Raw genomic sequence first — 26805 nt, forward strand, 5'->3', positions numbered from 1 at the left:
GCGTGACAACCGTGACCGACCGCCCCGCGTGGACCGCGGACGAGGCGCTGGAGCAGCTGTACGCCGCGCACTGGCGCGGGTTGGTCCGGCTGTCGGTGCTGCTCGTCCGCGACCAGGGCGTCGCCGAGGAGGTCACCCAGGACGCGTTCGTCGCCGTGCACGCCCGGTGGTCGCGACTGCGGGACCCGGACAAGGCGCTCGCCTACCTGCGCCAGACCGTGGTCAACCGATCTCGGTCGGCCCTGCGGCACCGGGCGGTCGTGCAGCGGCACGCCGAGCGTCGTACGACACCGCTGGTCGAGGCCGGCGCCGACCAGGCCGCCCTCGTGGGTGACCGCCGGGCCGCCGTCCTCGATGCCATGCGCGAGCTCCCCCAGCGTCAGCGCGAGGTGCTGGCCCTGCGCTACTACCTCGACCTGTCCGAGGCCGAGATCGCCGACACCCTCGGCATCAGCCGCGGCGCCGTGAAGAGCCATGCTTCGCGCGGCGCCGCCACCCTGCGAACCCTCCTCGAGGAGGAGCTGTGAACGATCTCCGCGACCTGCTCCACGACGCCGTCGCCGACGTGGAGCCCGCCGATCGCCTCCGCGAGCTCCGCGCCCGTACAGCGGACCCGGCGCGCGCTGCCGCCCGGCCGTGGTTCTGGGCCGCCGGCGCGACCGTGCTCGCGACCGCTGCTGCGGTGGCCGTCGTCGCGATCCTGAGCAACGGGTCCGATGCTCCGCGTCATCACCACCACGACATGGCGCTGGACCCGCCTGCGTCGACCCAGCTGGTGGCGGCGTACTTCATCGGCGACTCCGCAGATGGTCCTCGACTCTTCCGGGAGTTCGACGAGGTGCCCGTCGGCGACCCCCTCCAGGCGGCGCTGGACCGTATCGAGCGACCGGCGAGCGACCCGGACTACTCGACCACGTGGACTGCGGGCTCGTTCGGCGGCGTCACGCAGAGGGACGACGGCATCCACGTCGAGGTCGACGACCCCGCCGCCGTCCTCCCCAACGACCTCGCGTTGCAGCAGGTCGTCTACACCCTCCAGGCCGCGGCCAGCGAGCAGCTGCCGGTGTGGTTCTGGCGCGAAAAACAGCGCGGCAACGCCCCGGTCACGGCGGCACCGCAGGTGGACGTGCTCAACCCGGTGAGCATCAGCGACCCCGCCGAGGGCAACGCGTACTCGGGGTCGATGATCGCCCGGGGCCGAGCAGAGCCCAGCGGAGTGCTGTGGCACCTCTCCGACAGCGCCGGCCGGATCGTGCGACAGGGGGTCGCGGCGTCCTCGACTTCGGGAACCGGGCTGCGTCCGTGGAAGGTCACGGTGGACCTCGACGGGCTCGAGCCAGGCGACTTCACCTTCGCCGTCCTCACGACCGACACCATCACACCCGGGCAGACAACGTTCCTCTCGTCGACCGACACGCGCACGATCAGCGTCCGTTAGTCACCACCGACCCCGAAAATGGCTCCCATGTCTTCCCGCACCCGCCTTGCCGCCCTCGCCTCCCTCTCCGCGCTCGCCCTCGCCGGGCTGAGCGGCTGCGGCTCCGAGGGGCAGGACCCGGCGTCGAGCGACACGACCCCGACCCAGGCCGCCGACCCGAGCGACGACGCGGGCGAGCCGTCGGAGCCGGCCTCCGACGACACCGACGCCAACACGACGACCGTGCCGGTCTACTTCGTCGGCGAGACCCCCCAGGGGCAGCGGCTCTTCCGCGAGTTCCGCAAGGTCGAGTCGGACAACCCCGCCGCCGAGGCGCTCGCGCTGATGACCGCCGGCGACGCGCTCGACCCTGACTACGACACGCTCTACCCGAGCGGCAGCTTCGCGAGCGTCGACATCGCCGACGACATGATCACGGTCGGGCTGCCCGACGAGTCGTGGACCACGGCTCCCGACGGGATGTCGGACGACCAGGCCCGCCTGGCCGCCCAGCAGCTCGTCTACACCGTCCAGGGCGTCACGCAGAAGCGCGTCCCCGTCTCGATCACGCTCGACGGCGCGCCCGCCGACCTCTTCGGCCTGGCCGGCCAGGTCAGCAACGACCCGGAGCTCGACGTACGCGCCCTGGTCAACATCACCGCTCCGGAGGAGGGTGCGTCCGTGAGCGGCTCGTTCACGGCCAGTGGCGTGTCGAGCTCGTTCGAGGCCACCACGCCATGGGAGATCCGCAAGGGTGGCGCCGACGGCGAGGTGGTCAAGGACGGCTTCGCGACCGCCGAGGGCTGGATGGACAAGCTCTACCCGTGGGAGACGGAGGTCGACGTCTCCGGCCTGCCCGCCGGTGACTACACGTTCGTCGCGATGACCGACGACCCGTCCGACGGCGAGGGCGGCGGCCCGACCGTCGAGACGAAGAGCATCACGATCAAGTGAGGCTGACGCGGCAGCGGCTCAACCGCACGCTGCTGCGGCGTCAGCACCTGCTCGAGCGCGGCGACGCGACGCCCGAGGAGATGGCCCGGCACCTGGTGGGGCTGCAGGCGCAGGAGACCCTGCCGCCGTACCTCTCGCTGCAGGCGCGAGTCACGTCGTTCGACCCGTACGCCGTGACCCGCGCGCTCGAGGAGCCCACGTTGGTGCGGCTGCTGACGATGCGCGGGACCATCCACCTGCTCACGCCCGACGACGCGGTCACGCTGCGGCCGTGGACGCAGCCGGTGCTCGACAAGGTGCTGCGCAACCACGCCCCCGCCGACCCGGAGCGGGTACGGCGAGCCGTGGCCGACGTGCTCATCGACGGGCCGGTCGGCCAGAAGGAGCTCTCCGCCGCGGTCGGCGACGCGCTGCCGGACCTGCCCACCGGCGACCGGGCCGTGGTCGCTCGTGGGCTGGTGCCGCTGGTCCAGCTGCCGCCTCGGGGCACGTGGAAGGGCAGCGGAGGCCCGGTCTACGAGGACGTCGCCCGGTGGGTCGGCCGCCCGCTGGCGGAGCCCGATGTCGAGGCCGTCGTACGCCGCTATCTGGCGGCGTACGGTCCGGCCTCGGCCGCTGACGTCACGGCCTGGTCTGGCGTCACCCGGCTGGGTCCGGTGCTCGCCGCGATGGCCGATCTCGAGCGGCACGAGGACGAGGCCGGCAAGGTGCTGTACGACGTGACCGACGCCGAGATCGAGGACGAGGACTCCCCCGCACCGCCGCGGTTGCTCGGCACCTATGACAACGTCTGGCTCTCCCACGCCGCGCGCGACCGGGTGACGGACCCGACGAAACGGACCCGTTGGATGGGCGCCAACGGCGGCGTCGCGATGACGCTCTTCGTCGACGGCTGGCTGGAGGGTCTCTGGCGGGTTGCTGACGACCGGGTGGAGGTCATCGAGCTCTTCCGCGACCTGACCAGGCGGGAGCGCGCTGACCTCGACGACGAGGTCGCCCGCCTCGAGGAGCTGCTGAGTCGCTAGGCCCAGCGACCCGTACGCGACAGGATCGCCGCGACGGCGGCGACACCGGCGGTCGACGTACGCAGCACCTCGACGCCCAGGCGGACCGAGACCGCACCGGCCGCGACGAACGCCGCGACCTCGTCGTCGGTCAGCCCGCCCTCGGGGCCGACGACCACGACGATGCGCCCGGAGGCGGGCACGGCGACCTCCGCGAACGGCGCGGTCGCCGCCTCGTGCAGCACCACGGTGAGGTCGGCGGCGGAGACCAGGGCGGCGACGTCGGCCGTCGAGGCCAGCTCGGACACCCCGGGGAACCACGAGCGGCGCGCCTGCTTGGCCGCCTCACGGGCCGTCGCGCGCCACTTCGCCAGCGACTTGGTGGCCCGCTCGCCCTTCCACACAGCGACACTGCGCGCCGCTGCCCAGGGCACGATGCGCGCGACCCCGATCTCGGTGAGCACCTCGACCGCGAGCTCGCCGCGCTCGCCCTTCGGGATCGCCTGGACGACGACGATCTCGGGGCTTGCCGGCTCGACGGCCGAGACCGACTCGACGGTGAGGGTGAACACCCGCTTGCCGGTGGACCCGACCGATCCCTGCACGGAGACACCGGCGCCGTCGGTGAGCACGACCTGCTCGCCCACCCGCAGCCGGCGTACGGCGACCGCGTGGTGCGCCTCGTCTCCCTCGACGGTCACCACGTCACCGACCACGACACCACCGAGCGCCGGCACGAGATGGACCGGGAGGGACATCAGCGATGTCTCAGTGCTGGTTGAACGCGTCTCGGAGCCGACCGAACACCGAGCGGCTGCTCGCGTGCACCTGGCCGGACGGCTTCTCCTCCTCGCGGATCGCCGCCAGCTCCCGCAGCAGCTCCTCCTGGCGAGGGTCGAGCCGGGTCGGGGTCTCGACGATGACCGTGACGATCAGGTCGCCGCGACCGCCGCGCAGGCCGGGCACGCCGCGACCGCGGAGCACCTGCTCGGAGCCGGACTGAGTGCCGGGGCGCACGTCGAGCTCGAGGCTGGTCTCGATGTCGGTCGTCGGCTCGTCGTCGCCGACGACGTCGGCCTCGAGGGTCGGCAACGTGAGCACGGTGCCGAGCGCGGCCGCCGTCATCGGCAGCGTGACGGTGCAGTGCAGGTCGTTGCCGTTGCGGGTGAAGACCTCGTGCTGCGCGACGTGGATCTCGACGTACAGGTCGCCGGCCGGCCCACCGCCGGGGCCGACCTCGCCCTCGCCCGAGAGCTGGACGCGGGTGCCGGTGTCGACGCCCGCCGGGATCTTGACCGTGAGGGTACGACGCGCGCGGACCCGGCCGTCGCCCGAGCACTCGCGGCAGGGGTCGGGGATGATCGTGCCGAAGCCGCGGCAGGCAGCGCACGGGCGCAGCGTCCGGATCTCGCCGAGGAAGGACCGCTGCGCGTGGGCGACCTCGCCCGCACCGTGGCAGGTCTCGCAGGGCTGCGCGTGGGAGCCCGGCGCGGCGCCCTCGCCGTCACAGGTGGTGCAGCGGACGGCGGTGTCGACCATCAGGTCACGGGTGACCCCGAAGGCCGCCTCGGCGAGCTCGATCTCGATCCGGATCAGCGCGTCCTGGCCGCGACGCGACCGCGACCGCGACCGCGGTCCGCGCCCCGGCTGACCGGCACCGCCCTGGCCGCCGAAGAACGCGTCCATGATGTCGGTGAACGAGAAGCCCGGCCCCTGGCCGAAGCCCCCGCCGGCGCCGCCGAACGGGTCGCCGCCGCGGTCGTACGCCGCACGCTTCTGCGGGTCCGACAGGATCTCGTAGGCGCGCGAGATCTCCTTGAACCGATCCTGCGCCTCGGGGTCCGGGTTGACGTCGGGGTGGTACTGCCGGGCAAGACGCCGGTAGGCCTTCTTGACGGCGTCGGCGTCCGCGTCGCGGTCGACACCGAGAAGCTCGTACGGGTCCACGTGGTTCCTTCGTTGCTCGTGCTGGTGTGTCTGAACTGGCGTTTACGTGCCGGCCGTCAGGCCTCGTCGAGGATCCGCGAGACATAGCGGGCGACGGCCCGGACCGCCGCCATGCTGCCGGGGTAGTCCATGCGGGTCGGCCCGACGATGCCGAGGCGCGCGAACGCCTCCTCGCCGGGCCCGTACCCCGCGGCGACCACGCTGGTCGAGGAGAGCTGCTGGTAGGGACCCTCGTGGCCGATCCGGACGGTGATCGGCTCACCGGTGGTGGCCTCGCCGAGCAGCCTGAGCAGCACGACGTGCTCCTCGAGCGCCTCGAGAAGCGGACGTACGGCGGAGTCGAAGCTGTCGCCGTACCGGGCCAGGTTGGCGGCGCCCCCGACCACGATGCGCTCGTCGGAGCGGTGGTCGGACATCGCGTCGAGCAGCGCCTCGACGACCGCCTGGGTCGCCGGCGCGACCGGGGTCTCGGAGGCAACCAGCGCGGCGAGGGCCGCGTTGGCCTCGGCGATGATCTCGCCGTTCGCGGCCCGGTTGACGACGGCCCGCAGGTCCGCGATCGACTCGTCGTCGACGTCCGCCGCGAGCTCGACCAGGCGCTGCTCGACCCGGCCGGTGCTCAGGATCAGGACCACCAGCAGTCGGCTGGGCGCGAGCGCGACCAGCTCGATGTGGCGGACGGTGGACCGAGACAGCGTGGGGTACTGCACGATCGCGACCTGACGGGTCAGCTGCGAGAGCAGCCGTACGGAGCGCTGCACGACGTCATCGAGGTCGACGGCGCCGTCGAGGAGAGACGCGATCGCCCGCTTCTCGGCCGAGCTCATCGGCTTGACGGTCGTGAGCCGGTCCACGAAGAGCCGGTAGCCCTTGTCGGTGGGCACCCGCCCCGCGCTGGTGTGGGGCTGGGTGATGTAGCCCTCGTCCTCGAGAGCGGCCATGTCGTTGCGGACGGTCGCCGGCGAGACGCCGAGGCCGTGCCGCTCGACCAGGGCCTTGGAGCCGACCGGCTCCTCCGTGGCGACGTAGTCCTCGACGATGGCGCGGAGCACGTCCAGCCTGCGCTCTTCCTGCACTCGCCCCGCCTCCTCATCGTCGGTCCGCCCGCCACTCTGGCACTCGGTCGTCGGGAGTGCCAAGCCTACCCGCCGGTGGTGCGGCCACATCGTGGAAGCCCCGGTGTGCGATCTCCGAACAACGGATAGGTTAGGCTTACCTAAGTCCTTGACCTGACAGCGGATGGAGTCACCGGTGACCACGACCGACCACCACAGCCCCGATGTCGATCCCCGCCTGGTCGCGGCCGACGCCCGCAGCATCCTCGCGTGCCCGTCGACCGTCAGCTTGGTGATCGAGGGCGAGGAGCACGCCGTCGGCGAGGACGACGAGCTCGGCCTCAGCGACCACCGCGGTACGCCGACCTTCCTGTGCCCGGCGAACTCCCCCGTCGCGCGCGCCGCCGCCGACAACCGCAGCGCCCTGCTGACCGTCACCAGCGGCCTCGGCCCCCGGGGTGGTCGGGAGCGGGGCGACACCCTGACCCTCGCCGGTCGCCTCGAGCGCACCGGCGCTCAGCACTGCGACTGCTGCGACACGATCCGCCACGTGGTGTCGCTCAACCTCAACTTCGTGCTGCTCGCGCGACCCCAGGAGCCGGTCTCCCCCGGCGTCCCCGATCGCCAGCTGCGGGTCCCGCTGGAGGAGTTCCGCAGCCGCGCGCACCACCTCAACCGCGGCCACCTGCAGCGTTCGGTCGAGCACGCCAACGACTGCCACCAGGAAGAGCTCCGCCAGGCCGTCGGCACCGGCACCGGCACCCGTGCGGGCGACCTCGGCGGGGTGCGCATCGCACGGCTCACGCCGAGCGACGTGGTCATCCAGTGGGTCGACGACTCAGGGGCGCACGAAAGGGTCATCGCCTTCGCGCGCACGGCGCGCGATCTCTCCGAGCTCGGCGACATGCTGCGCCGCGGGCTGCACGCCGGCCTCTGCTGACCCCCCCTACCCTGGCCGGGTGGCCTTCACCGAGATCGCCGACCGCGTCTGGGTCGCCCGCTACGAGTGGTTCGACGTCAACGTGACCCTCGTGGGCGGTGACCGCGGCCTGCTGGTCGTCGACACGCACGCGTCCGACCTGGCCGCCCGCGCGGTCGTCGACGACGTACGGCGCCTGGGCGCAGGCGAGATCGTCGGCGTCGTCAACACCCACGAGCACTTCGACCACACCTTCGGCAACGGCACCTTCCGCGCGGCGTACGGCGACATCCCGATCCACGCGCACGAGGTTGCCGCCGAACGCACCGTGCCCGCGGGCGAACGCATCAAGGGGCTGTACGACGCCGAGCCCGACGACCCGCACCGCGACGAGGTGCAGGCGACGGAGATCGTGGCGGCGGACCGCACCTTCTCGTCGGCGGTCTCGCTCGACGTCGGCAACCGGGCGGTCGAGCTGGTGCACCCCGGGCGCGGGCACACCGGCGGCGACCTGGTGCTGCGGGTGCCGGACGTCGACGTGCTGCTCGCCGGCGACCTGGTCGAGGAGTCGATGGCGCGCAACGGCGTGCCGGGCTTCGGCGAGGACTGCTACCCGTTGGAGTGGCCGCACTCCCTCGACATCGTGCTCAGCCTGAGCACCTCCTCCACCGTGGTGGTGCCCGGCCACGGCGCGCCTGTCGACCGCGAGTTCGTCGAGGAGCAGCGCAACGCGATCGGCATCGTCGCCCAGGCGATCCGGGACCTGGCCGCCCGCGGCGTACCCGTCGACCAGGCACTGGAGGCGGTCGAGTGGCCGTACCCGCGCGAGGAGCTCGCGGTCGCCGTACGTCGGGGGTATGCGCACCTCTCCCGCAGCGAGAGGCGGTTGCCGCTCGCCTGAGCGGGTACCTGCTCCTCATGAGCGACGAGCACGCCACCCACGCGATCGAGGACGAAGACCTCCCCGAGGACCTCCAGCCCACCGACGACAACCCGCTGGCCAAGCCACTGACCGACCAGGACGACCCCAAGTCGCCCGAGGAGCTCGACGTGCTCGGAGGCAAGACGGCGGACGAGACCACGGACGAGTCCACCGAGGACGAGACGTCTGCCTCAGAAGACTGACGGCGCGCCCCCGCCGCGTTGTCGGTGGTCCCGCCTAGCGTTGCCGAGGTGAGTTCCCACGACCGCTACGGCACCGACGTCCTGGCCACCGACTGGCGCGCACCCAAGCGCGGCCGCGCCGTCGAGGCGCCGGCCGAGATCGGCGCCGTGGTCGAGGAGGTCACCACCGACTGGGTCGGTGAGATCGTCGCGGTCGACCGCGACCTGCACACGCTGACGCTCGAGGACCGGCGTGGCAAGCGGCGTACCTTCCCGCTCGGCCCCGGCTTCCTGCTCGAGGGTCGTCCCGTGATCCTGGCGGCGCCCGTACGCGCTGCCGCTCCGGCGAAGCCGACCCGTACGGCGTCCGGCTCGGTCGCCGTCCACAACGCGCCGGCGCGGGTCGCCCGCGCCAGCCGGATCTTCGTCGAGGGTCGCCACGACGCCGAGCTGGTCGAGAAGGTCTGGGGCGACGACCTGCGCATCGAGGGCGTGGTGGTCGAGTACCTCGGCGGCGTCGACGACCTCGCCGACCACCTGCGCGACTTCCGGCCCGGACCCGAGCGCAAGGTCGGCGTTCTTGTCGACCACCTGGTGCCGGGCTCCAAGGAGAGCCGGATCGCCCAAGGCATCGCGAAGTCCCCCGTCGGCAAGCACGTGCTGATCGTCGGGCACCCGTTCATCGACATCTGGGCCGCGGTGAAGCCGGAGCGAGTGGGCATCAAGAAGTGGCCCGACGTGCCGCGCAGCATCGAGTGGAAGAAGGGCGTCTGCCAGCAGCTCGGCTGGCCGCACCGCGACCAGGCCGACACCGCCCGCGCCTGGAAGCACATCCTGAGCCGGGTCTCGTCCTACCAGGACCTCGACCCGGCCCTGCTGGGCCGGGTCGAGGAGCTGATCGACTTCGTGGCTGGATGACGGGGTCAGCTGGGGCGCAGCGGTAGTCCGTTCATGTCCTTGCTGTCCGTCGCGAGGATGATGATGCCGTCGATGAGGCCCCAGAGGGATCCGATGCCGCAGGTCAGCACCGTGACGACGATCTGCCACACCGCGGTCTTGGTGTCTCCGAGGTAGAAGCGCCCGACGCCGAAGCCGCCCAGGAAGATCTGCAGCAGGCCCGCGACCAGCTTGGACTTGTCCGAGTAGGGCAGGCCGGTGACCGGGTGGATGCCGTACGGCGCCTGCGGGCTCGCGCCGTACGGGCCAGCGGGATAGCCGGACGGCGGGTAGCCGGGCTGGGCATACCCGGGCTGCTGGTAGCCGGGCTGCGGCGGCGGGGTCTGGCCGTACGGCGGCGGGGTCGGCGCGGGCTGGTCGGCCGGCGGCGGGGTCTCGCCGTACGGCGGGGGGACGTTCGGGTCCTCGGGGCCTTGGGTCATGCCGTCCACCCTAGGGCGTGGCGGCCTACGGAAGCAGGTCCCGCACCAGACCGTCGGCGAGGAGGCGACCGCGCTGCGTCGGCACCAGTCGCTCGGTCCGCAGAGTCACCAGTCCCTCCTCCATGAGGCGGGCCACCTGCGCGCGGCCGGTCGCGTCGAGGACGCTGACGGGCAGGCCGTCGCGCAGCCGCAGCTCGAGCAGCACCCGCTCCACACGTCGACTCTCGTCGTCGAGCACCTCGCGTGCGTGCGCGGGCGTCACACCTCTGGCGAGGCGTTCGGCGTACGCCGCGGGGTGCTTGACGTTCCACCACCGCACGCCACCGACGTGCGAGTGCGCGCCCGGGCCGACGCCCCACCAGTCGCCGCCGGTCCAGTAGAGGACGTTGTGGCGGCACCGGCTGGCCTCGTCCCTGGCCCAGTTGGACACCTCGTACCACTCCAGCCCGGCGGCGCCGAGCCGCTCGTCGACCAGCAGGTACTTGTCGGCCAGGTCGTCGTCGTCCGGCATCGCGACCTCGCCGCGCCGGATCTGGCGGGCCAGGGCGGTGCCGTCCTCGACGATGAGGGAGTACGCCGAGATGTGGTCGGGTCGGCAGGCGAGCGCCGCCTCGACGCTGACCTCCCAGTCCGAGAGGGACTCCCCCGGGGTGCCGTAGATGAGGTCGAGACTGACCTGCTCGAACCCGGCCTGGCGGGCCCAGTCGACGACCGCGGGGACCCGCAACGGGTCGTGAGTGCGGTCGAGGACCTTCAGCACGTGGTCCACCGCGGACTGCATGCCGAACGAGATCCGGTTGAACCCCGCTCCGCGCAGCTCCTCCAGGTCCCAGAGCGCCACGCTGTCCGGGTTGGACTCGGTGGTGACCTCGGCGCCATCGGCGAGCCCGAACTCCGCGGCGATCGACGCCACGATCGCACCGAGGTCTCCTGAGCTCAGCAGCGTCGGCGTACCCCCGCCGAAGAAGACCGTGCTCACCGGCAGGTCGACGTCACCGAGCGCGACCCGGGCCCGGCGTACCTCTGCGATCGCGGCCTCGGCGTACGTCGCCCGGCTCGCCCCCGGCGCACCACCCGCCGGCCCGAGCTCGTCGGCGGTGTAGGTGTTGAAGTCGCAGTAGCCGCATCGCACCGTGCAGAACGGCACGTGCACGTAGAACCCGAACGGCCGCCTGCCCAGCCCCGCCAGCGCGCTCGCCGGCAACGCCCCGTCCTCGGGGACCGGATCACCCACGGGCAGCACGGACGGCATGCGGCCATCCTCGCACTCGAGCGATTCGGGTCGTCCGCCTCTCCGCTAGCTATAGGTGCTTGTGAAGCGGACGACCCGTGTGCTGTGGACGACCGACGACGTTCCCGAGCCATTTCGGTCAGGGTCGAGGCATGTCCGGTACGACGCCTTCCCGATGGCTGCGGCTCGCCGAAGCGCAGGACGGGATGCTGCATCGACTACAGCTGTCCAGACTCGGTCTGGGTAACCACTACGTCGACGCACAGCTCAGTGCCCGCCGCTGGCAGGAGGTCAGCAGCGTCGTCCTCGGTACGACGACCGGGCCGCTGACCCGCCGCCAGCTGATGTGGGCTGGAGTGCTGCATGCCGGTGCCTACAGCGCGCTCGGCGGGCTGACCGCGCTGGAGCAGCATGGCCTGGAACGCTGGCACCGCGAAGAGATCACCGTCCTCGTCCAGAAGTCGCACAACCTCGAACCGATCAGCGGCATCCGCTTCGTCGAGACTCGACGCCCGATCCCGTTGCTGACCTCATCGCTGCAGCTGCCGACCTGGCGGGTCGAGCCGACGGCGCTCCTGTGGGCTGGCTACCACCCGGTGACACGGTCGGCGTACGGACTGCTCGCCGCCTGCGTGCAGCAAGGTCTCACCACGCCGTACCGGCTCGACGGGTGGATCACGCGGATGCGGCCACTGCGCCGGGCCAAGCCGTTCCGCCGATTCCTGGGCGACCTGGCGGCCGGCACACAGTCGGCGACGGAACGGGACGTGCTCACGATGTGCGACTCGTTCGCGATCCCGCGGCCGCTGCGGCAGACCCCGCGACGCGACTCAGCCGGCCGTCTCCGGTTCACGGACGCCGAGTGGCGCCTGCCCGGCGGCCAGGTAGTCGTGCTCGAGGTCGATGGCGGGTTCCACATGCGGGTGGAGCACTGGAGCGCCGACATCGAGCGGGAGCGGCAGCTCGTCGCCACCGGGGTCACGGTGATCCGATGCACCGCCCTGGAGCTGCGCGAGCACCCCGAGCGGATCGCCCGAGATCTCCGCGCGCTCGGCGTACTCGGGTCGTCCGCCTGACAAGCACCTATAGCTAGCCGAGAGGCGGACGACCCGAATCACACGCGGCCAGCCGGGAAGATCGTGGTCTTCGAGTCCTTCGTGCATGGTTCGATGAAAGCCCGTCAGCCTGTGCGTCCGCTGTGCGCCGGGCAATGTCGATCTACTGGAAGTCGCGTGAGCGGTGCCGCGCCCGCAGCGCCCGCCCGGCCTCGGGGTGCACGTCCTCGATCGGGGCGAGCCGGTCGGCGAGCAGGTTGGTGACGCCGTCCTGGCGCTCGAGGATCCCCCGGATCACCATCCCCGCCGAGTTCGCCGCCACCGAGCGGTAGCGCCGCCACACCCCGACCGTGCAGATCACGTTGAGCATCCCGGTCTCGTCCTCGAGGTTGAGGAAGGTGACGCCACCGGCGGTGCCCGGCCGCTGACGGTGGGTCACCAGACCGGCGACGTGCACCCGACGCCCGGCCTCAGCAGTCGCGGTGTCGCCGACGGCCTTGATCCCCACCGCCCGCAGGTGGTCACGGAGCAGCGCGATCGGGTGGATGTCCGGGGTGATCCCGGTCGCCCACAGGTCGGCCATCGTGGTCTCGACGAGGTCCATGTCGGGCAGCATCGGCGCCGCCGTACTGACCCGGATCCCCTCGAGATGCTCCTCTCCCTCGGTCCAGCCGGCGTTCCACAGCGCCTGCCGTCGCGACAACCCGCCACCCTCGACAAACCCAGCGCCGAACACCCCCGCCGTCGCCAGCGCCTCCAGCTGGCGGGCATCGAGCCCGGCCCGACGCGACAGGTCCACCTGGTCGGCGAACGGCCGCTCCGCCCGTGCCGCCACGATCCGCTCGGCCACCACCTTGCCGATCCCGCGCACCGAGTCCAGACCCAGGCGTACGGCGTACCCCCTGTCGCGTCGGTGCTCCGGCGTCGGGTCGGGCGTCCCCGGCACCCACTCGGTGCGTACGCCGTCGCGCAGGCAGGCATCGAGACCGGTGGGTCCACCGCCGCCCTCCAGGTCGGCGACCGCTCCCGAGAGGGACAGGTCCGGGCGCAGCACCTCGACGCCGTGCCTGCGGGCGTCGTGCACCAGCGACTGCGGTGAGTAGAACCCCATCGGCTGGTTGCGCAGCAGCGCGGCCAGGAACGCCGCCGGGTAGTGCAGCTTGCACCACGAGCTGGCGTAGACGAGCTTGGCGAAGGACAGGGAGTGGCTCTCGGCGAAGCCGAAGTTCGCAAAGGACAGGATCTTCAGGTAGATCGCGTCGGCCTCGGCGCCCACCAGCCCCTTGTCGGCCATGCCCGTGTAGAGCTTCTCCTTGATCGACTCGATCCGCTCGACCCCGCGCTTGGAGCCCATCGCCCGGCGCAGCAGGTCTGCCTCGTCGCGGGTGCAGTCGCCCAGGGCGCGCGCCATGTCCATCAGCTGCTCCTGGAAGAGGGGTACGCCGAGGGTGCGTTCGAGCACCGGCTCGAGCGACGGGTGCGCGTAGGTGACCTCCTCGCGGCCGGTCGCCCGGCGTACGTAGGGATGCACCGCGCCGCCCTGGATCGGACCCGGTCGGATCAGCGCGATCTCGATCGCCAGGTCATAGAAGGCGCGCGGCTGCAGCCGGGGCAGGGTGCCGATCTGGGCGCGGCTCTCCACCTGGAAGACGCCGATCGAGTCGGCCCGGCAGAGCATGTCGTAGACGGCCGGCTCCTCCTTGGGGATCGTCTCCAGCTCCCAGTGCTCCCCCAGGTGCTCCTCGACGATGCGCATCATGTGGTCGAGCGCGCCGAGCATCCCGAGCCCGAGCAGGTCGAACTTCACCAGCCCCATGAACTCGCAGGCGTCCTTGTCCCACTGCAGCACGGTGCGCTTCTCCATCCGCGCCCGCTCGATCGGCACCACCTCGCCGATCGGCCGCTCGGTGAGCACCATCCCACCGGAGTGGATGCCGAGGTGCCGAGGCGCCCCGAGGAACTGGTTGGCGAGCTCCACCACCGGAGCGGGTACGCCGTGCTCGCCGTCCGCCGCCACCGTCGTCCAGCTGGTGATCTGCTTCGACCAGGCGTCCTGCTGCCCCGGCGAGTGGCCCAGCGCCTTGGCCGCGTCGCGGACCGCCATCTTGGGGCGATAGCCGACGACGTTGGCGACCTGCGCGGCGTTGTGGCGGCCGTACTTGTCGTAGACCCACTGGATCACCTCCTCGCGCCGGTCGGAGTCGAAGTCGACGTCGATGTCGGGCTCCTCGTCGCGGTGCTGGGAGATGAACCGCTCGAAGGGCAGCTTGTAGTAGACGGGGTCGACCGCGGTGATGCCGAGGGCGTAGCAGACCGCCGAGCTGGCTGCGGATCCCCTGCCCTGGCAGAGGATCCGCTTGCTGCGGGCGAACTCGACGATGTCGTGGACGATCACGAAGTAGCCGGCGAAGTCCTTCTCTCCGATCACCTTCAGCTCCTGCTCGACCTTCTCGCGCGCCTCCTCCTCGAGGTCGGTCCCGGCGTAGCGCTGCGCGAAGCCGCGCTCGGTCAGCTCGCGCAGCCAGGTCGTCGGCGTGTGGCCGTCGGGGGCGGACTTCGGCAGCCGTGGCGTGGCCTTCTGCAGGTCGAAGGCGATCTCGTCGGCGATCGTCACCGTGCGCTCCACGGCACCCGGGTAGCGGGCGAACCGCTGCGCCATCTCCTCCCCCGACCGCAGGCAGGCCGCACCGGCCGCCGGCAGCCAGCCGTCCATCTCGGCCAGGCTGCGCCGGGCCCGCACCGCCGCCATCGCTCCGGCCAGGCGGTGCCCGTCGGGACGGGCGTGGTGGACGTTGTTGGTCGCGACGGTCGGCAGCCCGCGCTCGGCGGCGATCGCGGCGAGCAGATCGTTGTCGTGGCTGTCGGTCGGGAACCCGCGGTCGGTCAGCTCGACCACGACGTGCTCGCGCCCGAAGAGCCCGGTCAACCGGTCCAGCTCTGCCACGGCGTACGACGGACCGATGGCAAGCGCCTGCCGGACCGCGCCCTTGCGACAGCCGGTGAGCACCAGCCAGTGCCCCTCGGAGCGCTCGGCGAGCTCGCGCTCGTCGTACACCGGCCGACCCTTCTCGTCGCCTCGCAGCTGAGCGTCGGTGATCGCACTGGCCAGCCGGTGGTAGCCCTCGACACCGCGGGCCAGCACGAGCAGGTGGCTGCCCGCGGGGTCGGCGACGCCGGCCTGCGGGCCGGGCAGTCCGAGAGAGAGCTCTGCCCCGTAGATGGTCTGGATGCCTCCATGGAGCTGGGCTGTCTCGGCAAAGAGCGGCGCGCCGTAGAACCCGTCGTGGTCCGTGATCGCCAGCGCGTGCAGGCCGAGCCGGAGCGCCTCCAGCACCAGGTGGTCGGGTCCGCTGGCACCGTCGAGGAAGCTGAAGTTGGAGTGGCAGTGCAGCTCGGCGTACGGCGTGACCGGGCCGGTCGGCCGCTCCACCTCGACCCGCTCGCGCTTGCGCTTGCGCTGGGAGATCGGCGCCTCGGGGTCCTGGGGCGTGGCGACCCGGCCGGAGAGCCGCTTCTCCAGCTCGCCCCAGGAGATCGAGGGATTGCTCCAGCCCATCAGTCGTACGCAGCTTCGGTCCACCAGGACCCAGGCGCTTCCCAGGTCATCAGCCAGGCCCGGCCGTCGACGCCGACCATCTGGAAGCGGGCGACCCGGCGGGTGCCCTTCTCCCACCAGAGCTCCTCGACCACCCACGGTCCGGCCCAGGACGCGACGGGGTGCCACCCGCCGCGGGGCTCGGGCCGGAAGCGGGTCGGCTCGCCGAGCACCGCGCCTCGCTCACCGACAGCGACCGGGCGGCCTCCCGGACCGACGACCTCAGCGGGCCACGGACTGCCGAAGACCCGGGCCGGTGCGGGCGGCGGGATGCTGCCCGGCCAGGGGTGGCCGGCCGGTCGCAGCCCGGTCGGGCGTTCGCCCCAGGGCACCAGTGCCTGCCGATCGGCGGGGCCGCGACCGCCCTGGAGCACCGGCACCACCACCGCCTCGTGGCCGAGCATGCCCTGCACCCGGGCGATGCCGCGCTGCACGCGTTCGTCGGTGCCGCCCCAGAGCCCGTCGGCGTGCACCGCGTCGGGGACGACGGTCACCGGCGTGAAGAGCACCCGGCTCACCGGCGACCTGATCTCACCGGCCCGGCTAGCCATATTTCTCATTGCTCCCTGCAGCTGCCAGTGCAGCCGGTCGACCAGGTCGGCCGCGGTGAACCAGCGCGGGTGCAGCCAGTCCCTCGCGGACGCGGGACCAGCCATATCTCCTGCGTACGACGAGCCCTCGCAGAACGCCTCGATCCGCACCTCGGTGCAGACCAGCTGCTGGGCGGCCAGGCCGGCGACCACCCGGTCGGCGGTCTGCCGGACGCTGAAGCTGATCGTCTCGGCGTTGTCGAGCGGCGGCTCGAAGTCGACGTGCCGGGCCAGCTCGGGGGGCGGGGTGCGGGTGGTGAGGGGTACGGCTCCGGCGCCGCCCACCACCCGGTGCACCCACGCGACCTTGCTGCCGAACCGGTCGCGTACGGCGGCGGCCGGCAGGTCGGCGAGCTCACCGAGGCTCCGGATGCCCAGGCGCTTGAGCAGGCTGATGGCATCGAGGTCCTCGATCACGTCGACCGGCAGCTCGCGCAGGAACGCAATCGACCGCCCCGGTGCCACGACGTGGCAGTCCTGCTCGGTGGCGTGCCGGGCCGCCTGCTCGGCGGTGAACAGCTCGTCGGCGACGCCCACCCGGCTGTCCCAGACCCCGAGCCCGACCAGGCGCTCGGCGAGCAGCGCGGCGGCGGCCGGCTCGCCGCCGCTGACCCGCTTGGGTGCCCGCAGCGCGGCCATCCCGGGGCGCAGCGGGGCGACCCCCGGGTGCTGCTCCTCGACCGCGGCCAGCACCGTCTCGAACCTCCGGGCGTCCCGCTCGGGCGTCGCCGCGTAGACCTTGAGCTCGGGACAGCGCGCCTGTGCGTCGCGACGGCGCATCCCGCGTCGTACGCCGAGGGCGCGGGCGGCCGCGTTGCCGGCCTGCACGAGGTTGGCGTGGAAGACCGCCGCCGGGAGGTGGGTGGGCTGGCCCTCGTCGGCCAGCGCCGCCACCACCGGCCAGTCCGGGCACCAGATGACCATCACGCGCATCAGGCGACCCCGGACTCGATGACGGGGACGGCGGGGGGCGACTCGATCGAGCGGTAGGACTGGTCCTCGGCCGGGAACCACAGTGCCCCGCGGCGCGGCGGCGCCGTACCTCTTCTGGCCTCGACGACCAGCCGTCGGGCGCGGAGATGGCCGTGGCCGTGGCCGACCCCGGCCCAGGTGGGCTCGGCCGCGGTCAGCCGCACCTCACAGCGCGGCCACTCACCCCAGACGACCAGGGCAGCGCCGCGCTTGCGGAGCCTCGCTGCGAGCTTCTCGGCGGCCGACGGAGTGACCCGGCCGCTGGGCCGGACCAGGACGATGGTCGCGACGTCGACCAGGGCGGCGGCGACCTCCAGCCACTGCTCCCCCGGGTCGGGCACCAGCACCGTGCGGTCGAGGTCGATCCCCAGCGCGACGGCCGCCTCGGCCCCGAAGTCGGCCACCCCGACCACCGCGCACCAGCCACCTGCCCGCGACGGACCGGCCAGCAGCGCCAGCGCCAGCGTCGCGCTGTCGGTGGAGTAGCTGGCCCCCGCCCGCAGCTGCACCAGCCCGGCGAGGGCCGGGTGGGTGGCCAGCGGCATCGACGGCGTACCGTCCTGCATCCGCGCCATCCGGGTGCGCAGCTGCTCCACCGTCTGGACGGCGGCTCCGGGGGTATCGACACGAACGACCACACCCCATGATCGAACACTTGTTCGAACAAATCAATCGGGCTGCCAGCCACAACCCGCCGACACGCCGTTGCTGCAACGGCGTGTCGGCGGGTTTCCCCGGGCAGCCGGGGAAACCCGCCGCCCGCTAGCCGTAGAACGAGTCGATCAGCGACTTGTTGTTGTCCTCGACGACGTTGCGCTTGACCTTCATGGACGGCGTGAGCTCACCGGACTCGATCGTCAGGTCGTGGTCGAGGATCTCCCACTTCTTGATGGTCTCCCAGCGGTTGAGCCGGCCGTTGAGCTCCTCGATGTAGTCGCCCATCATCTTGTGCACGGCGTCCGACTTCACGATGTCGGTGTACGACGAGCCGCTCATGCCGTTCTCCTCCGCCCAGCCCGCCATGGCGTCCGGGTCGAGGGTGACCAGCGCGACCACGAAGTTGCGCTCGCTGCCGAACACCAGGAACTGGCTGACGTAGGGGCAGATCGCCTTGAACTTCGACTCGATCGCCGGCGGCGCGACGTACTTGCCACCGGAGGTCTTGAAGAGGTCCTTGATCCGGCCGGTGATGGTGAGGAAGCCGTCGGCGTCGAGGCTGCCCTTGTCTCCGGTGCGCAACCACCCGTCGGACGTGAGCGTCGCGGCCGTCTCCTCGGGGAGGTTGTGGTAGCCGGCCATGATGTGCGGGCCACGCAGCATCACCTCGTCGTTCTCCCCGATCTTGACCTCGGCGCCGGGCAGCGCGGGGCCGACGGTGCCGATCTTGTAGTCGTCGGGGTGGTTGACCGTGGCGCCCGCGGCGTTCTCGGTCATGCCGTAGCCCTCGAGGATGAGGATGCCCGCGGCGTGGAACCACTCCGCGATCTCGGCGTTGAGCGCGGCCGAGCCGGAGATGAAGAACCGCACTCGCCCACCGAAGCGCTCGCGCACCTTGCTGAAGACCAGCTTGTCGAAGAGGCCGTGCTGCAGGTTCAGCAGCGCCGGCACCGACTTGCCCTCGCGCTTGAGCCGGTCGACCTTGGTGCCGACCTCGAACGCCTTGAGGAAGATCTTCTCCTTGAGCCCGCCCTCGGCGGCCTGCATGGTGACGATCCGACCGTGCGCCTTCTCGAAGATGCGCGGGGCGGCACCCATGAAGGTCGGCTTCACGACGCCGAGGTTCTCCACGATCTTGTCGAAGCGACCGTCGATGGCGGTCGCGAAGCCGCAGGCGAGCTGCGCGGAGAGCAGCACCTTGCCGAACGAGTGGGCCATCGGCAGCCACAGGAACTGCAGGTCGCTCTCGTCGAGGATGTTCTGCACCTGGATCGCGGTGCCCTCGTAGACCCACGCGCGGTGCAGCAGCCGCACGCCCTTGGGCCGGCCGGTGGTGCCGGAGGTGTAGATCAGCGTCGCGAGCGCATCGGGCGAGATCGCCTTCGCGGTCTCCTCGACGATGCCGGGATGCTCCGCGAGGTAGGCGTCGCCGAGCTTGGCGAGGTCGTCGAGGCCGATGACCCAGTCGCCGTCGGTCTTGCCGTCGAAGGTCACCACCTTGCCGACGTACGGCAGCTCGGCCTTGTTGGCGACCAGCTTGGCGATCTGCTCGTCGTCCTCGGCGAACACGACGCGGCACTCCGCGTCGGAGAGGATGTACGTCGTGTCCTCGGCGTTCGTCGTCGGGTAGACGGTGGTGGTCGCACCGGCGGCGCACATGATCGCGAGGTCGGCGAGGATCCACTCGTAGCGGGTCGCCGACGCGATGCCGACGCGCTGCTCGGGCTCGATCCCGAGCGAGAGCAGGCCGGCGGCGAGGCGCTCGACGATGTCACCCGCCTGGCGCCAGGTGACCGACTCCCAGGTCTCACCGCGGGGGAAGCGGTAGGCCTCGTGGTCGGCGGACGCGGCGACGCGGTCGAGGAACTGCACCGCGACGTTCTGAGTCAGGTTGTCGACGAAGCTGGCGTCGATCGATGGACTGGGACTGGCCTGGGCGGTCATTCTCACTCCTGCTGGGCGGCCGAGAGGTACTGGGTTGACGAGTAACCTAGATCACTAACCCAACTCACGGGTAGCAAGGGTGAAGTTCCTGGCCGGGACTGTGCAGGACCGAGATCTCACTGTGGTGCCTGCGGCCCGACACCTGGTCACCCTCGAGCCCGAGAGGACCGACCTGCACCCCAGGTCACCAGACTTGCCGGTGAACGTTTCGGACCTCCCCTTCCGGGAACTCTGCCCGTGGGCGGCAACGCCTCTCGGGCACACACACATCCAGCTTTTCCGGGGGGACTAGCCGTGCGTGCAGGACTGATCGACGTACTTCCATGGCTGAAGAGCATCCGACCGGCGCTGACCGTGGTCGACCCGCTCGCGGTCGCCATCGCCGCTCTGCTGCTGGCTTCTGACGCGGCCAGCCCGCTCGCCGTGGCGGGCGCGGCCCTCGCTGCGGCGGTCGTCTGCCGCGGGTCCGACCTGCACCGATCGCGCCTGGTGCTGTCCGTCGTCGAGGAGCTGCCCCGACTCGCCCTGGCGGCCGGCGTCGCCGCGCTCACCCTGGGCGCCCTGACCTCGGGCGTCGCGATCACGATGGTCGCCGCCTTCGGCGGCACCACCCTGGTCCTGATGGTGCTGCTCCGCGCGAGCGTCTATGCGGTCGTCCACCACCAGCGACGCAGCGGCCGCAGCGCCCACCCGGTGATCATCGTCGGCGCGGGTGCTGTCGGGCAGCGGCTGACCAACACATTCCTGCACCGTACCGAGCTCGGGCTGCGGCCCGTCGGCATCATCGACACCTCTGCCGACCTCAGCTCCCGCGACCTCCCGGTGCCGCTGCTCGGCGAGGCCGACAGACTCGAGCAGGCGATGGAGGCCCTCGGCGTCGGCGACGTCATCTTCGCCTTCCCGGAGCCGCCCGACGACACGATGATCGACGTCGTACGCCGGTGCGTGCAGGCCGACCACCAGGTCTTCGTGGTGCCGCGCTTCTTCGAGATGATGGGCCTCGACCACCACCGGCGCACCGAGGTCGTCGGCGACGTCGCCGTGATGCGCCTGCGTCGCTGGGGGCTACGGCCGCACGCGATGCTCGCCAAGCGAGCCCTCGACGTCGTCCTGTCCGGCATCGCCCTGGTGCTGCTGTCACCGGTGCTGCTGGCCTGCGCCCTCGCCGTACGCCTCGAGACCGGGCCTGGCGTGATCTTCAAGCAGACCCGGATCGGCCTCGCCGGCAGGCCGTTCACGCTCTTCAAGTTCCGCTCGCTCAAGCCGCTGGACACGACGGAGAGCGCCACCCAGTGGTCGATCGACCACGACGCCCGGCTCGGGCCGGTGGGCCGGCTCCTGCGGCGGACCAGCCTCGACGAGCTGCCCCAGCTGGTCAACGTGCTCCGCGGTGACATGAGCCTGGTCGGCCCGCGACCGGAGCGGCCCTTCTTCGTGCGGGAGTTCTCCAAGGCGACGGTGCGGTACGACGAGCGGCACCGCGTGCAGACCGGCCTGACCGGCTGGGCGCAGGTGCACGACCTGCGCGGCGACACCTCGATCGACGCCCGGGTGCGCTTCGACAACTACTACATCGAGAACTGGTCGCTCTGGACCGACCTCAAGATCATGTGCCGCACCGTCCTCGCGATCGTGCGCCACCAGCCCGACCCACGGGCGCCGATGCTGCGCCGCCCGGAGGAGCCCGCCACTCCCCCGCCCGCGTCGCCGGCAGACGCCGCGGCTCCCGTGATGCCGCATGTGCTGCACGTGTCGATGCCGACCACCGAAGGCGTCGCCAACGTGCTGATGGGCTACGTCCGCGACCAGGTCGCGCGTGGCTGGACCGTGACCGTCGCCTGCCCCTCGACCGGTTGGCTGGCCGAGGCCGTCCGCGCTTCCGGCGCGCAGGTCGTGCGGTGGGAGGCCACCCGCAGCCCAGGACCGAGCGTCGTGCGTGAGATCCGCCGGCTGCGACGCGTCGTCAACGACACCCGCCCCGACGTCGTACACCTGCACAGCGCGAAGGCCGGCCTGGTCGGGCGGCTGCTGCTGCGCGGCGTCGTACCGACCATCTACCAGCCGCACGCCTGGTCGTTCCAGGCTGTGTCGGGGCCGATGAGGCGGGCGACGACCGCGTGGGAACGCTTCGCCCAGCGCTGGACCACCGAGCTGGTCTGCGTCAGCCGCAGCGAGCGCGCTGTCGCCGAGTCCGTCGGCATCTCCACCGCCACGACGATCTCGCCCAACGGTGTCGACCTCGAACGTTTCACCCCGGCCGCCCGGACAGAACGCCGCCACGCCCGCCGCCGGCTCGGCCTCGCTGACGTCCCCACCGTGGTCTGCGTCGGTCGGCTTGCCGAGCAGAAGGGCCAGCAAGACCTGCTCGACGCCTGGCCCGGGGTGCGCGACCGCGTCCCCGACGCCCACCTCGTGCTCGTCGGCGACGGCCCGGACCGCTCTGTCCTGGAGGCGCGTACGGCGGGTCGCGGCGACGTCGACCTGGTCGGCGTCCGCTCCGACGTCGACACCTGGCTTGCCGCTGCCGACGTGATCGCCGCCCCGTCCCACTGGGAGGGCATGGCCGTCGCCCCGCTCGAGGCGATGGCCTCGGGCCGCAGCGTCGTCGCCACCGCCGTCGAGGGCATGGCCGAGTCGATGCCCCGCGGCGGCGGCCTGATCGTCGAGATCGGTGATGTCGACTCCCTCGCCGCCGGCATCGCCGACCGCCTGCTCGACCCCGCCCTCGCCGACCGCGAGGGCGCCATCGCCCAGGAGCACGTCGCCGCCCACCACGACGTGAACTCCTCCGCTCGCGACGTCGCCCGGCTCACCCTGCGTCAGTACCACCGGGGCCGCGGCACCGCCGACGTCCTCATGGCCCTCGAGCCGATGGCTCTCACCACTCCGCGGCGTCGCCGGCGGGGGCCAACCGCCGCGCCCGTACCTGCTGGGCGGGAGCACTGACCTCCCCGATGGGCGGTCGTTCACGCTCCCCTCTGTCGTCAAGAGGCTGGGTTGAGGGACTGTCTCTCATCGGTCTTCCGGCGGAGGGGGTTGGTTGTAGCGTCGTTGGCGCGGGTCCGGGAAGTGGCTGATCCGAAGAGCCGATGAGCGGGTGCGAGTCGGCCGCGCTGGATTCTTGAGACGCCCCGCAGTGCCCTCCCGGACCCGTGCCACTGTCAGGCGCGGTCGTGCAGAGTGACCTGGTAGCCATCGGGGTCGGCGAAGGTGAATGTCCGACCGAAAGGGCCGTCGATCGGCGCAGAGACGATGGTGTGACCGCCGGCGACGAGAGCATCGTGAATGGCCTGGACGTCTGTGGCGTGGAGCCAGATGGCGGCACCGATGCCGGGCTGGACGACGGATGCGAGATCGGTGCCGGGAACGACGTCGCGAAGCGCGAACGTGATCGGCTTCGTCTCGAAGACGACCGCGTGCGGAGGTCCGGTCGGCGAGCGGACGAGGCCGAGGTACTGCTCGTAGAACGCCTGCGACGCGTCGAGGTCGCGCGCTTGGAGCGAGATGAAGTCGGGGCCAGTGACTGGCATGGTGACACTCCTTCGTTTGTGTCAGTTTTCTGACACAAACGAACCTATGTCAGACTACTGACATGAGTCAAGATGGTGTCGGCGTCGACCTGGAGACGTCATTGGGCTACCTGTTGAAAGAGGCGTCGAGCGCCCTCCGCGCAGCCATGGAAGAGGTGTTGCGGCCGCTCGGAATGAGCGTGACGCACTACTCCTGCCTCGAGCTGCTGGCTCAACGACCGGGCTTGTCGAATTCCGAGCTCGCGCGAGGCGCGTTCGTGACACGGCAGTCGATGAACGTGCTGCTCCAGGCCCTGGAGCGAGAGGGCTTCGTGACCAGGCCTGCGGAGGCGCCCGTCGGAAAGGTCCTTCCGACGCGGCTCACGCCTCGCGGCAGACGGAGTCTCGAGAAGGCGAGCGCAGCGGTCCGGTCCGTCGAGGTCAGAATGCTGGCCGGCATGACCGAGCCTGAGCAGGCAAGCGCGTTCCGGATCTTGCAGAGCATGATCCGTTCCTTGCGCGATGGCGACGACCGTGCGTAGCTCGTGCCCCGGCGCACGTCTCGTCTCGAGCGAATCGGAGTGCGGCCGCGGGCGAGGCTGGGTCTCAGCGGCCAAGAGGCTTCTCTGGCATCTGCGAACCGGCCCATGTGCTGTCCTCAAGCTCTCCCTCATCCACAGGGAATCCGAGGCACCGGATCCTGGTTGGGAGACTCGGGCACTCAGCCCCGTCCAGCCCGAGGAGGCAGCACACCGTGAGTCAGCTCTTCACCCCCATCACTCTCCGTGACGTCACCGTCCGCAACCGGGTGTGGGTGGCGCCGATGTGCCAGTACTCCGCCGTCGACGGCGTGCCGAACGACTGGCACCTGGTCCACCTCGGCTCCTTTGCTCGTGGCGGCGCCGGGCTGGTCTTCACCGAGGCGACGGCTGTCGTGCCCGAGGGCCGGATCACCCCCGAGGACACAGGTCTCTGGAACGACGAGCAGCAGACGGCCTGGACGCGGATCGTGGAGTTCGTGCACGGCCAGGGAGCGACGGCGGGCATCCAGCTCGCGCACGCCGGCCGCAAGGCCTCGACGTACTCGGGCTTCACCGTCGAGCGCGGGCCTGTCGCCGATGGCGATGGCGGATGGCGTCCGGTCGCGCCCTCAGCAGACCCGTTCCCGCGCCTGCGGGAGGACCCCGAGCCTCTCGACGGCGCGGGCATCACCCGCATCGTGACCGCGTTCGGTGACGCCGCGGAGCGCGCCGTCGCGGCCGGCTTCGACGTGCTCGAGATCCACGCCGCACACGGCTACCTGCTCCACGAGTTCCTGTCGCCGCTCTCGAACCACCGCGACGACGAGTACGGCGGGTCCTTCGACAACCGCGTGCGGCTGGTGCTCGAGGTGGTGCGGGAGATCCGTGCCCGCGTCGCCGTCGGCGTACCGCTGGTCGTGCGGGTGTCCGCCACCGACTGGGTCGAGGGCGGCTGGAGCGACGACGAGACGGTGCGCCTCGCCGGCCTGCTCCGCGAGGCAGGGGTCGACCTCATCGACACCTCGACCGGCGGTAACGTGCTGGCCGACATCCCCGTCGGACCTGGGTTCCAGGTGCCCTTCGCGCGGCGCATCCGCACCGAGGCCGGAGTGCCCACGGGCGCGGTCGGCCTCATCACCGAGCCCAAGCACGCCGAGGAGGTCCTCGCCGAGGGCTCGTCGGACGTCGTGCTGCTCGGTCGTGAGCTGCTGCGCGACCCGCACTGGCCTCTGCGTGCGGCGTACGAGCTGGGCGAGACCGACTCCAGCCTCTGGCCGGTGCAATACCGCCGCGCCGAGCGCTAGGACGGCGCACGCGAAAGCCCCCGGCCGCCTGGGGCTTTCGAGGGTGAGGCGGTGCCGAGGCCGACGCCGACGACGCTCAGGTCGCGCTGGCCCTTGGCGTTCAGGATGCCGATCTCATGGCCGCCCTCCCCCTCGCCGTTCGCACCAGCGTGGCTGTCGTCGGTGCAGCGGCCCCGCCACGTCGTGCACCGCTACCGTCAAGCCTCGCCGGAGGTGCCAGTAACGAGCGGGTGGTGGTCCAGCTGCCGGACGCCGGAAGGTGCGTACTCGATGACTCGGCAGCACCTGCGGGCGGGCGACTCGGAGTACGCCTTCGTGCTCAGCGCCGTCCAGGGCGCGCCCGCGGATCGCACCTCACGCTGACGTTCGCGAGCCAGTAGGCCGCGGACACAGAAGTGGCGCCGAGAGCTCGAGGCCCTCGGCGCCACTTCTGCATGCATCTGCACTGACAGTTCTACCCCCTCGATCAAGTTCCAGTCCTGATTCTCGGGTCAAGACCTGCACGTTTTACCACCGACAACCCCGTCATCCGTCGTCAAGAACACGAAGCCCCTCCAGCACGTCCTCGGCGAGGTCTTGTGCCTCTCGCAGGAGTCCCAGCGGTGAGCGCGGCGCGACCATGAAGGACCCGCTTTTCGAGGCGCACCTGGATCGCACAATGGGCTACGCGACGTACGGCGGCGCCGACGTCGCGGAGTGCCGGACCACGGCCGCCCGCGCGCAGGAATGCGGCGTCGGCAGCCGCCACGAGCTCACCGCGCTGGCGAGGAGTGCCGAGATGTCCGCGGGCCCGCGCTACTGACCCTCCTCCTGAGGCCCTTCACCCGTATGTGCCTCACCGTCGTCTCTCGCAGAGGCGTGCGCACCCGGGCCGGCGTGGTCCGGATGCGGTTGGACGTCAGGGATCTCGGGGTCGAAGTTGAGGTCCTCGACGACGGAGTCGTAGGTCTCGGTGTCCTGCTCCGCCCCGCCTTCATTGCCGGTGCTCATGGTCAACGATAACGCCGAAGGCGATGAGTCCTCGGACCTCAGCGGGTCTCTCCTGGCATGGCAACCGTGATCATGCACGCAGTCGTGTCCGTGGACGGCTTCATCGCGGACCAGCACGACGACCCCGGTCCGCTCTTCGACTGGTACTTCAACGGTGACGTGCCCCTGGTCGCCAAGGAGGGCGAGGAGCGGCACGCGCGGTTCCGCGTCAGCGAGCGCTCGCACGAGTACGTCGGCCCGTTCTGGGCCAGCATCGGCGCGACGATCCAGGGACGACACCTGTTCGACCTGACCAACGGATGGGAGGCCGAGCCGCCGGCCGGCGAGCACCTCGTCGTCGTCTCCCACCGGCCGAAGCCGGAGGGGTGGCACCCCGAGGCCGATGTCCCGTTCTTCGACGACGTGACCGCCGCGGTGCGGGAGGCGAAGGAGCGGGCCGGGGACAGAGTGGTCGCGGTCTGCGCCGGGCACGTCGGAGGGCAGGCGCTCGCGCTCGGCCTCGTGGACGAGGTGGCGATGGACGTCGTGCCGGTCGCCTTCGGCGCGGGCAAGAGGTACTTCGGCCCACTCGACTCGCAGCACCTCCTCGAGGACCCCGACGTGGTCATCCAGGGCGAGCGGGTCCTCCACCTGCGCTACCGGGTCCGCCGCTGACCCG

At 71.4% G+C, this 26805-nt stretch carries 25 protein-coding genes; 14 read left to right on the forward strand and 11 right to left on the reverse strand.

The window, feature by feature from the left end; genetic code table 11:
* Window positions 1–11: 11 nt before the first annotated feature.
* Genes ABEA33_RS20865 through ABEA33_RS20880 form a run of 4 tightly spaced genes read left to right on the forward strand, consistent with a single transcriptional unit; the run spans window position 12 to window position 3396 of the window.
* Window positions 12–527, forward strand: coding sequence for a SigE family RNA polymerase sigma factor (locus tag ABEA33_RS20865; RefSeq protein ID WP_345528922.1), 516 nt, complete (start codon window positions 12–14; stop codon window positions 525–527).
* A complete protein-coding gene (locus tag ABEA33_RS20870; RefSeq protein ID WP_345528923.1) occupies window positions 524–1438 on the forward strand; it encodes a Gmad2 immunoglobulin-like domain-containing protein in 915 nt (304 codons plus the stop codon). Before ABEA33_RS20865 ends, ABEA33_RS20870 begins: the two co-directional genes overlap by 4 nt.
* Window positions 1439–1465: 27 nt before the next feature.
* Complete coding sequence (locus tag ABEA33_RS20875; RefSeq protein WP_345528924.1) at window positions 1466–2371, forward strand: Gmad2 immunoglobulin-like domain-containing protein; 906 nt, start codon at window positions 1466–1468, stop codon at window positions 2369–2371.
* Window positions 2368–3396, forward strand: coding sequence for a winged helix DNA-binding domain-containing protein (locus ABEA33_RS20880; protein ID WP_345528925.1), 1029 nt, complete (start codon window positions 2368–2370; stop codon window positions 3394–3396). The genes ABEA33_RS20875 and ABEA33_RS20880 overlap by 4 nt, the downstream gene beginning before the upstream one ends.
* Here ABEA33_RS20880 and ABEA33_RS20885 read toward each other — a convergent pair.
* Genes ABEA33_RS20885 through hrcA form a run of 3 tightly spaced genes read right to left on the reverse strand, consistent with a single transcriptional unit; the run spans window position 3393 to window position 6398 of the window.
* The gene (locus tag ABEA33_RS20885) at window positions 3393–4133 is read right to left on the reverse strand and encodes a 16S rRNA (uracil(1498)-N(3))-methyltransferase (RefSeq protein ID WP_345528926.1); all 741 of its coding nucleotides are present in this window, start codon (window positions 4131–4133) and stop codon (window positions 3393–3395) included. The two genes, ABEA33_RS20880 and ABEA33_RS20885, sit on opposite strands and share 4 nt — an antisense overlap.
* 10 nt (window positions 4134–4143) lie before the next feature.
* Window positions 4144–5322 (reverse strand): molecular chaperone DnaJ, encoded by a 1179-nt coding sequence (gene dnaJ, locus ABEA33_RS20890; RefSeq protein ID WP_345528928.1) that lies wholly within the window; start codon window positions 5320–5322, stop codon window positions 4144–4146.
* 56 nt (window positions 5323–5378) lie between these two features.
* Complete coding sequence (hrcA, locus tag ABEA33_RS20895; RefSeq protein WP_345528930.1) at window positions 5379–6398, reverse strand: heat-inducible transcriptional repressor HrcA; 1020 nt, start codon at window positions 6396–6398, stop codon at window positions 5379–5381.
* 175 nt (window positions 6399–6573) lie between these two features.
* Between hrcA and ABEA33_RS20900 the strand changes: the two genes are divergently transcribed.
* From ABEA33_RS20900 to ABEA33_RS20915, 4 genes are read left to right on the forward strand one after another with little or no spacing between them, the layout of a single operon-like run.
* Window positions 6574–7317, forward strand: a complete 744-nt coding sequence (locus tag ABEA33_RS20900; protein WP_345528931.1) for a hypothetical protein — start codon at window positions 6574–6576, stop codon at window positions 7315–7317.
* Between the two features lie 19 nt (window positions 7318–7336).
* Window positions 7337–8197 carry an MBL fold metallo-hydrolase gene (locus tag ABEA33_RS20905; RefSeq protein ID WP_345528932.1) on the forward strand — a complete coding sequence of 287 codons (861 nt, stop codon included), beginning with the start codon at window positions 7337–7339 and terminating at the stop codon, window positions 8195–8197.
* A 17-nt stretch (window positions 8198–8214) separates the two neighbouring features.
* Entirely contained in the window at window positions 8215–8421 is a 207-nt protein-coding gene (locus ABEA33_RS20910) for a hypothetical protein (protein WP_345528933.1), read from the forward strand.
* A 48-nt stretch (window positions 8422–8469) separates the two neighbouring features.
* Window positions 8470–9318, forward strand: a complete 849-nt coding sequence (locus ABEA33_RS20915) for a DUF3097 domain-containing protein (RefSeq protein WP_345528934.1) — start codon at window positions 8470–8472, stop codon at window positions 9316–9318.
* Window positions 9319–9323: 5 nt separating this feature from the next.
* Here ABEA33_RS20915 and ABEA33_RS20920 read toward each other — a convergent pair whose 3' ends face one another.
* Window positions 9324–9779 carry a TM2 domain-containing protein gene (locus tag ABEA33_RS20920; RefSeq protein ID WP_345528935.1) on the reverse strand — a complete coding sequence of 152 codons (456 nt, stop codon included), beginning with the start codon at window positions 9777–9779 and terminating at the stop codon, window positions 9324–9326.
* Between the two features lie 25 nt (window positions 9780–9804).
* Window positions 9805–11031, reverse strand: a complete 1227-nt coding sequence (hemW, locus tag ABEA33_RS20925; RefSeq protein WP_345528937.1) for a radical SAM family heme chaperone HemW — start codon at window positions 11029–11031, stop codon at window positions 9805–9807.
* Between the two features lie 131 nt (window positions 11032–11162).
* Between hemW and ABEA33_RS20930 the strand changes: the two genes are divergently transcribed.
* A complete protein-coding gene (locus tag ABEA33_RS20930; protein ID WP_345528939.1) occupies window positions 11163–12086 on the forward strand; it encodes a hypothetical protein in 924 nt (307 codons plus the stop codon).
* Window positions 12087–12228: 142 nt separating this feature from the next.
* On the opposite strand, the gene ABEA33_RS20935 is transcribed toward ABEA33_RS20930, so the two are convergent.
* The 4 genes from ABEA33_RS20935 to ABEA33_RS20950 all read right to left on the reverse strand — a co-directional run bounded on the left by ABEA33_RS20935 (window position 12229) and on the right by ABEA33_RS20950 (window position 19823).
* Window positions 12229–15621 carry an error-prone DNA polymerase gene (locus tag ABEA33_RS20935; RefSeq protein ID WP_345528940.1) on the reverse strand — a complete coding sequence of 1131 codons (3393 nt, stop codon included), beginning with the start codon at window positions 15619–15621 and terminating at the stop codon, window positions 12229–12231.
* Entirely contained in the window at window positions 15621–17183 is a 1563-nt protein-coding gene (locus tag ABEA33_RS20940) for a DNA polymerase Y family protein (RefSeq protein WP_345528941.1), read from the reverse strand. Before ABEA33_RS20940 ends, ABEA33_RS20935 begins: the two co-directional genes overlap by 1 nt.
* On the reverse strand, window positions 17183–17860 hold the full coding sequence (locus ABEA33_RS20945; protein ID WP_345528943.1) for a hypothetical protein: 678 nt from the start codon (window positions 17858–17860) through the stop codon (window positions 17183–17185). Before ABEA33_RS20945 ends, ABEA33_RS20940 begins: the two co-directional genes overlap by 1 nt.
* A 124-nt stretch (window positions 17861–17984) precedes the next feature.
* A complete protein-coding gene (locus ABEA33_RS20950; RefSeq protein WP_345528945.1) occupies window positions 17985–19823 on the reverse strand; it encodes an AMP-dependent synthetase/ligase in 1839 nt (612 codons plus the stop codon).
* 294 nt (window positions 19824–20117) lie between these two features.
* Here ABEA33_RS20950 and ABEA33_RS20955 point away from each other — a divergent pair, with 294 nt between their 5' ends.
* Entirely contained in the window at window positions 20118–22769 is a 2652-nt protein-coding gene (locus tag ABEA33_RS20955; protein ID WP_345528946.1) for an exopolysaccharide biosynthesis polyprenyl glycosylphosphotransferase, read from the forward strand.
* 215 nt (window positions 22770–22984) lie between these two features.
* Here ABEA33_RS20955 and ABEA33_RS20960 read toward each other — a convergent pair whose 3' ends face one another.
* Window positions 22985–23353 carry a VOC family protein gene (locus ABEA33_RS20960; RefSeq protein WP_345528947.1) on the reverse strand — a complete coding sequence of 123 codons (369 nt, stop codon included), beginning with the start codon at window positions 23351–23353 and terminating at the stop codon, window positions 22985–22987.
* A gap of 62 nt (window positions 23354–23415) precedes the next feature.
* Here ABEA33_RS20960 and ABEA33_RS20965 point away from each other — a divergent pair, with 62 nt between their 5' ends.
* The 3 genes from ABEA33_RS20965 to ABEA33_RS20975 all read left to right on the forward strand — a co-directional run bounded on the left by ABEA33_RS20965 (window position 23416) and on the right by ABEA33_RS20975 (window position 25959).
* Window positions 23416–23874 carry a MarR family winged helix-turn-helix transcriptional regulator gene (locus tag ABEA33_RS20965; protein ID WP_345528948.1) on the forward strand — a complete coding sequence of 153 codons (459 nt, stop codon included), beginning with the start codon at window positions 23416–23418 and terminating at the stop codon, window positions 23872–23874.
* A gap of 212 nt (window positions 23875–24086) precedes the next feature.
* Entirely contained in the window at window positions 24087–25157 is a 1071-nt protein-coding gene (locus ABEA33_RS20970) for an NADH:flavin oxidoreductase/NADH oxidase (RefSeq protein ID WP_345528949.1), read from the forward strand.
* Window positions 25158–25776: 619 nt separating this feature from the next.
* Window positions 25777–25959: a hypothetical protein gene (locus ABEA33_RS20975; RefSeq protein ID WP_345528950.1), complete on the forward strand. Its 183-nt coding sequence runs from the start codon at window positions 25777–25779 to the stop codon at window positions 25957–25959.
* On the opposite strand, the gene ABEA33_RS20980 is transcribed toward ABEA33_RS20975, so the two are convergent.
* On the reverse strand, window positions 25953–26147 hold the full coding sequence (locus tag ABEA33_RS20980; RefSeq protein ID WP_345528951.1) for a hypothetical protein: 195 nt from the start codon (window positions 26145–26147) through the stop codon (window positions 25953–25955). The genes ABEA33_RS20975 and ABEA33_RS20980 overlap by 7 nt on opposite strands.
* A gap of 57 nt (window positions 26148–26204) precedes the next feature.
* Between ABEA33_RS20980 and ABEA33_RS20985 the strand changes: the two genes are divergently transcribed.
* The gene (locus ABEA33_RS20985; RefSeq protein ID WP_345528953.1) at window positions 26205–26801 is read left to right on the forward strand and encodes a dihydrofolate reductase family protein; all 597 of its coding nucleotides are present in this window, start codon (window positions 26205–26207) and stop codon (window positions 26799–26801) included.
* Window positions 26802–26805: the final 4 nt, after the last annotated feature.

It is taken from the genome of Nocardioides endophyticus (genome assembly GCF_039543845.1).
Classification (GTDB): Bacteria; Actinomycetota; Actinomycetes; order Propionibacteriales; family Nocardioidaceae; genus Nocardioides; species Nocardioides endophyticus.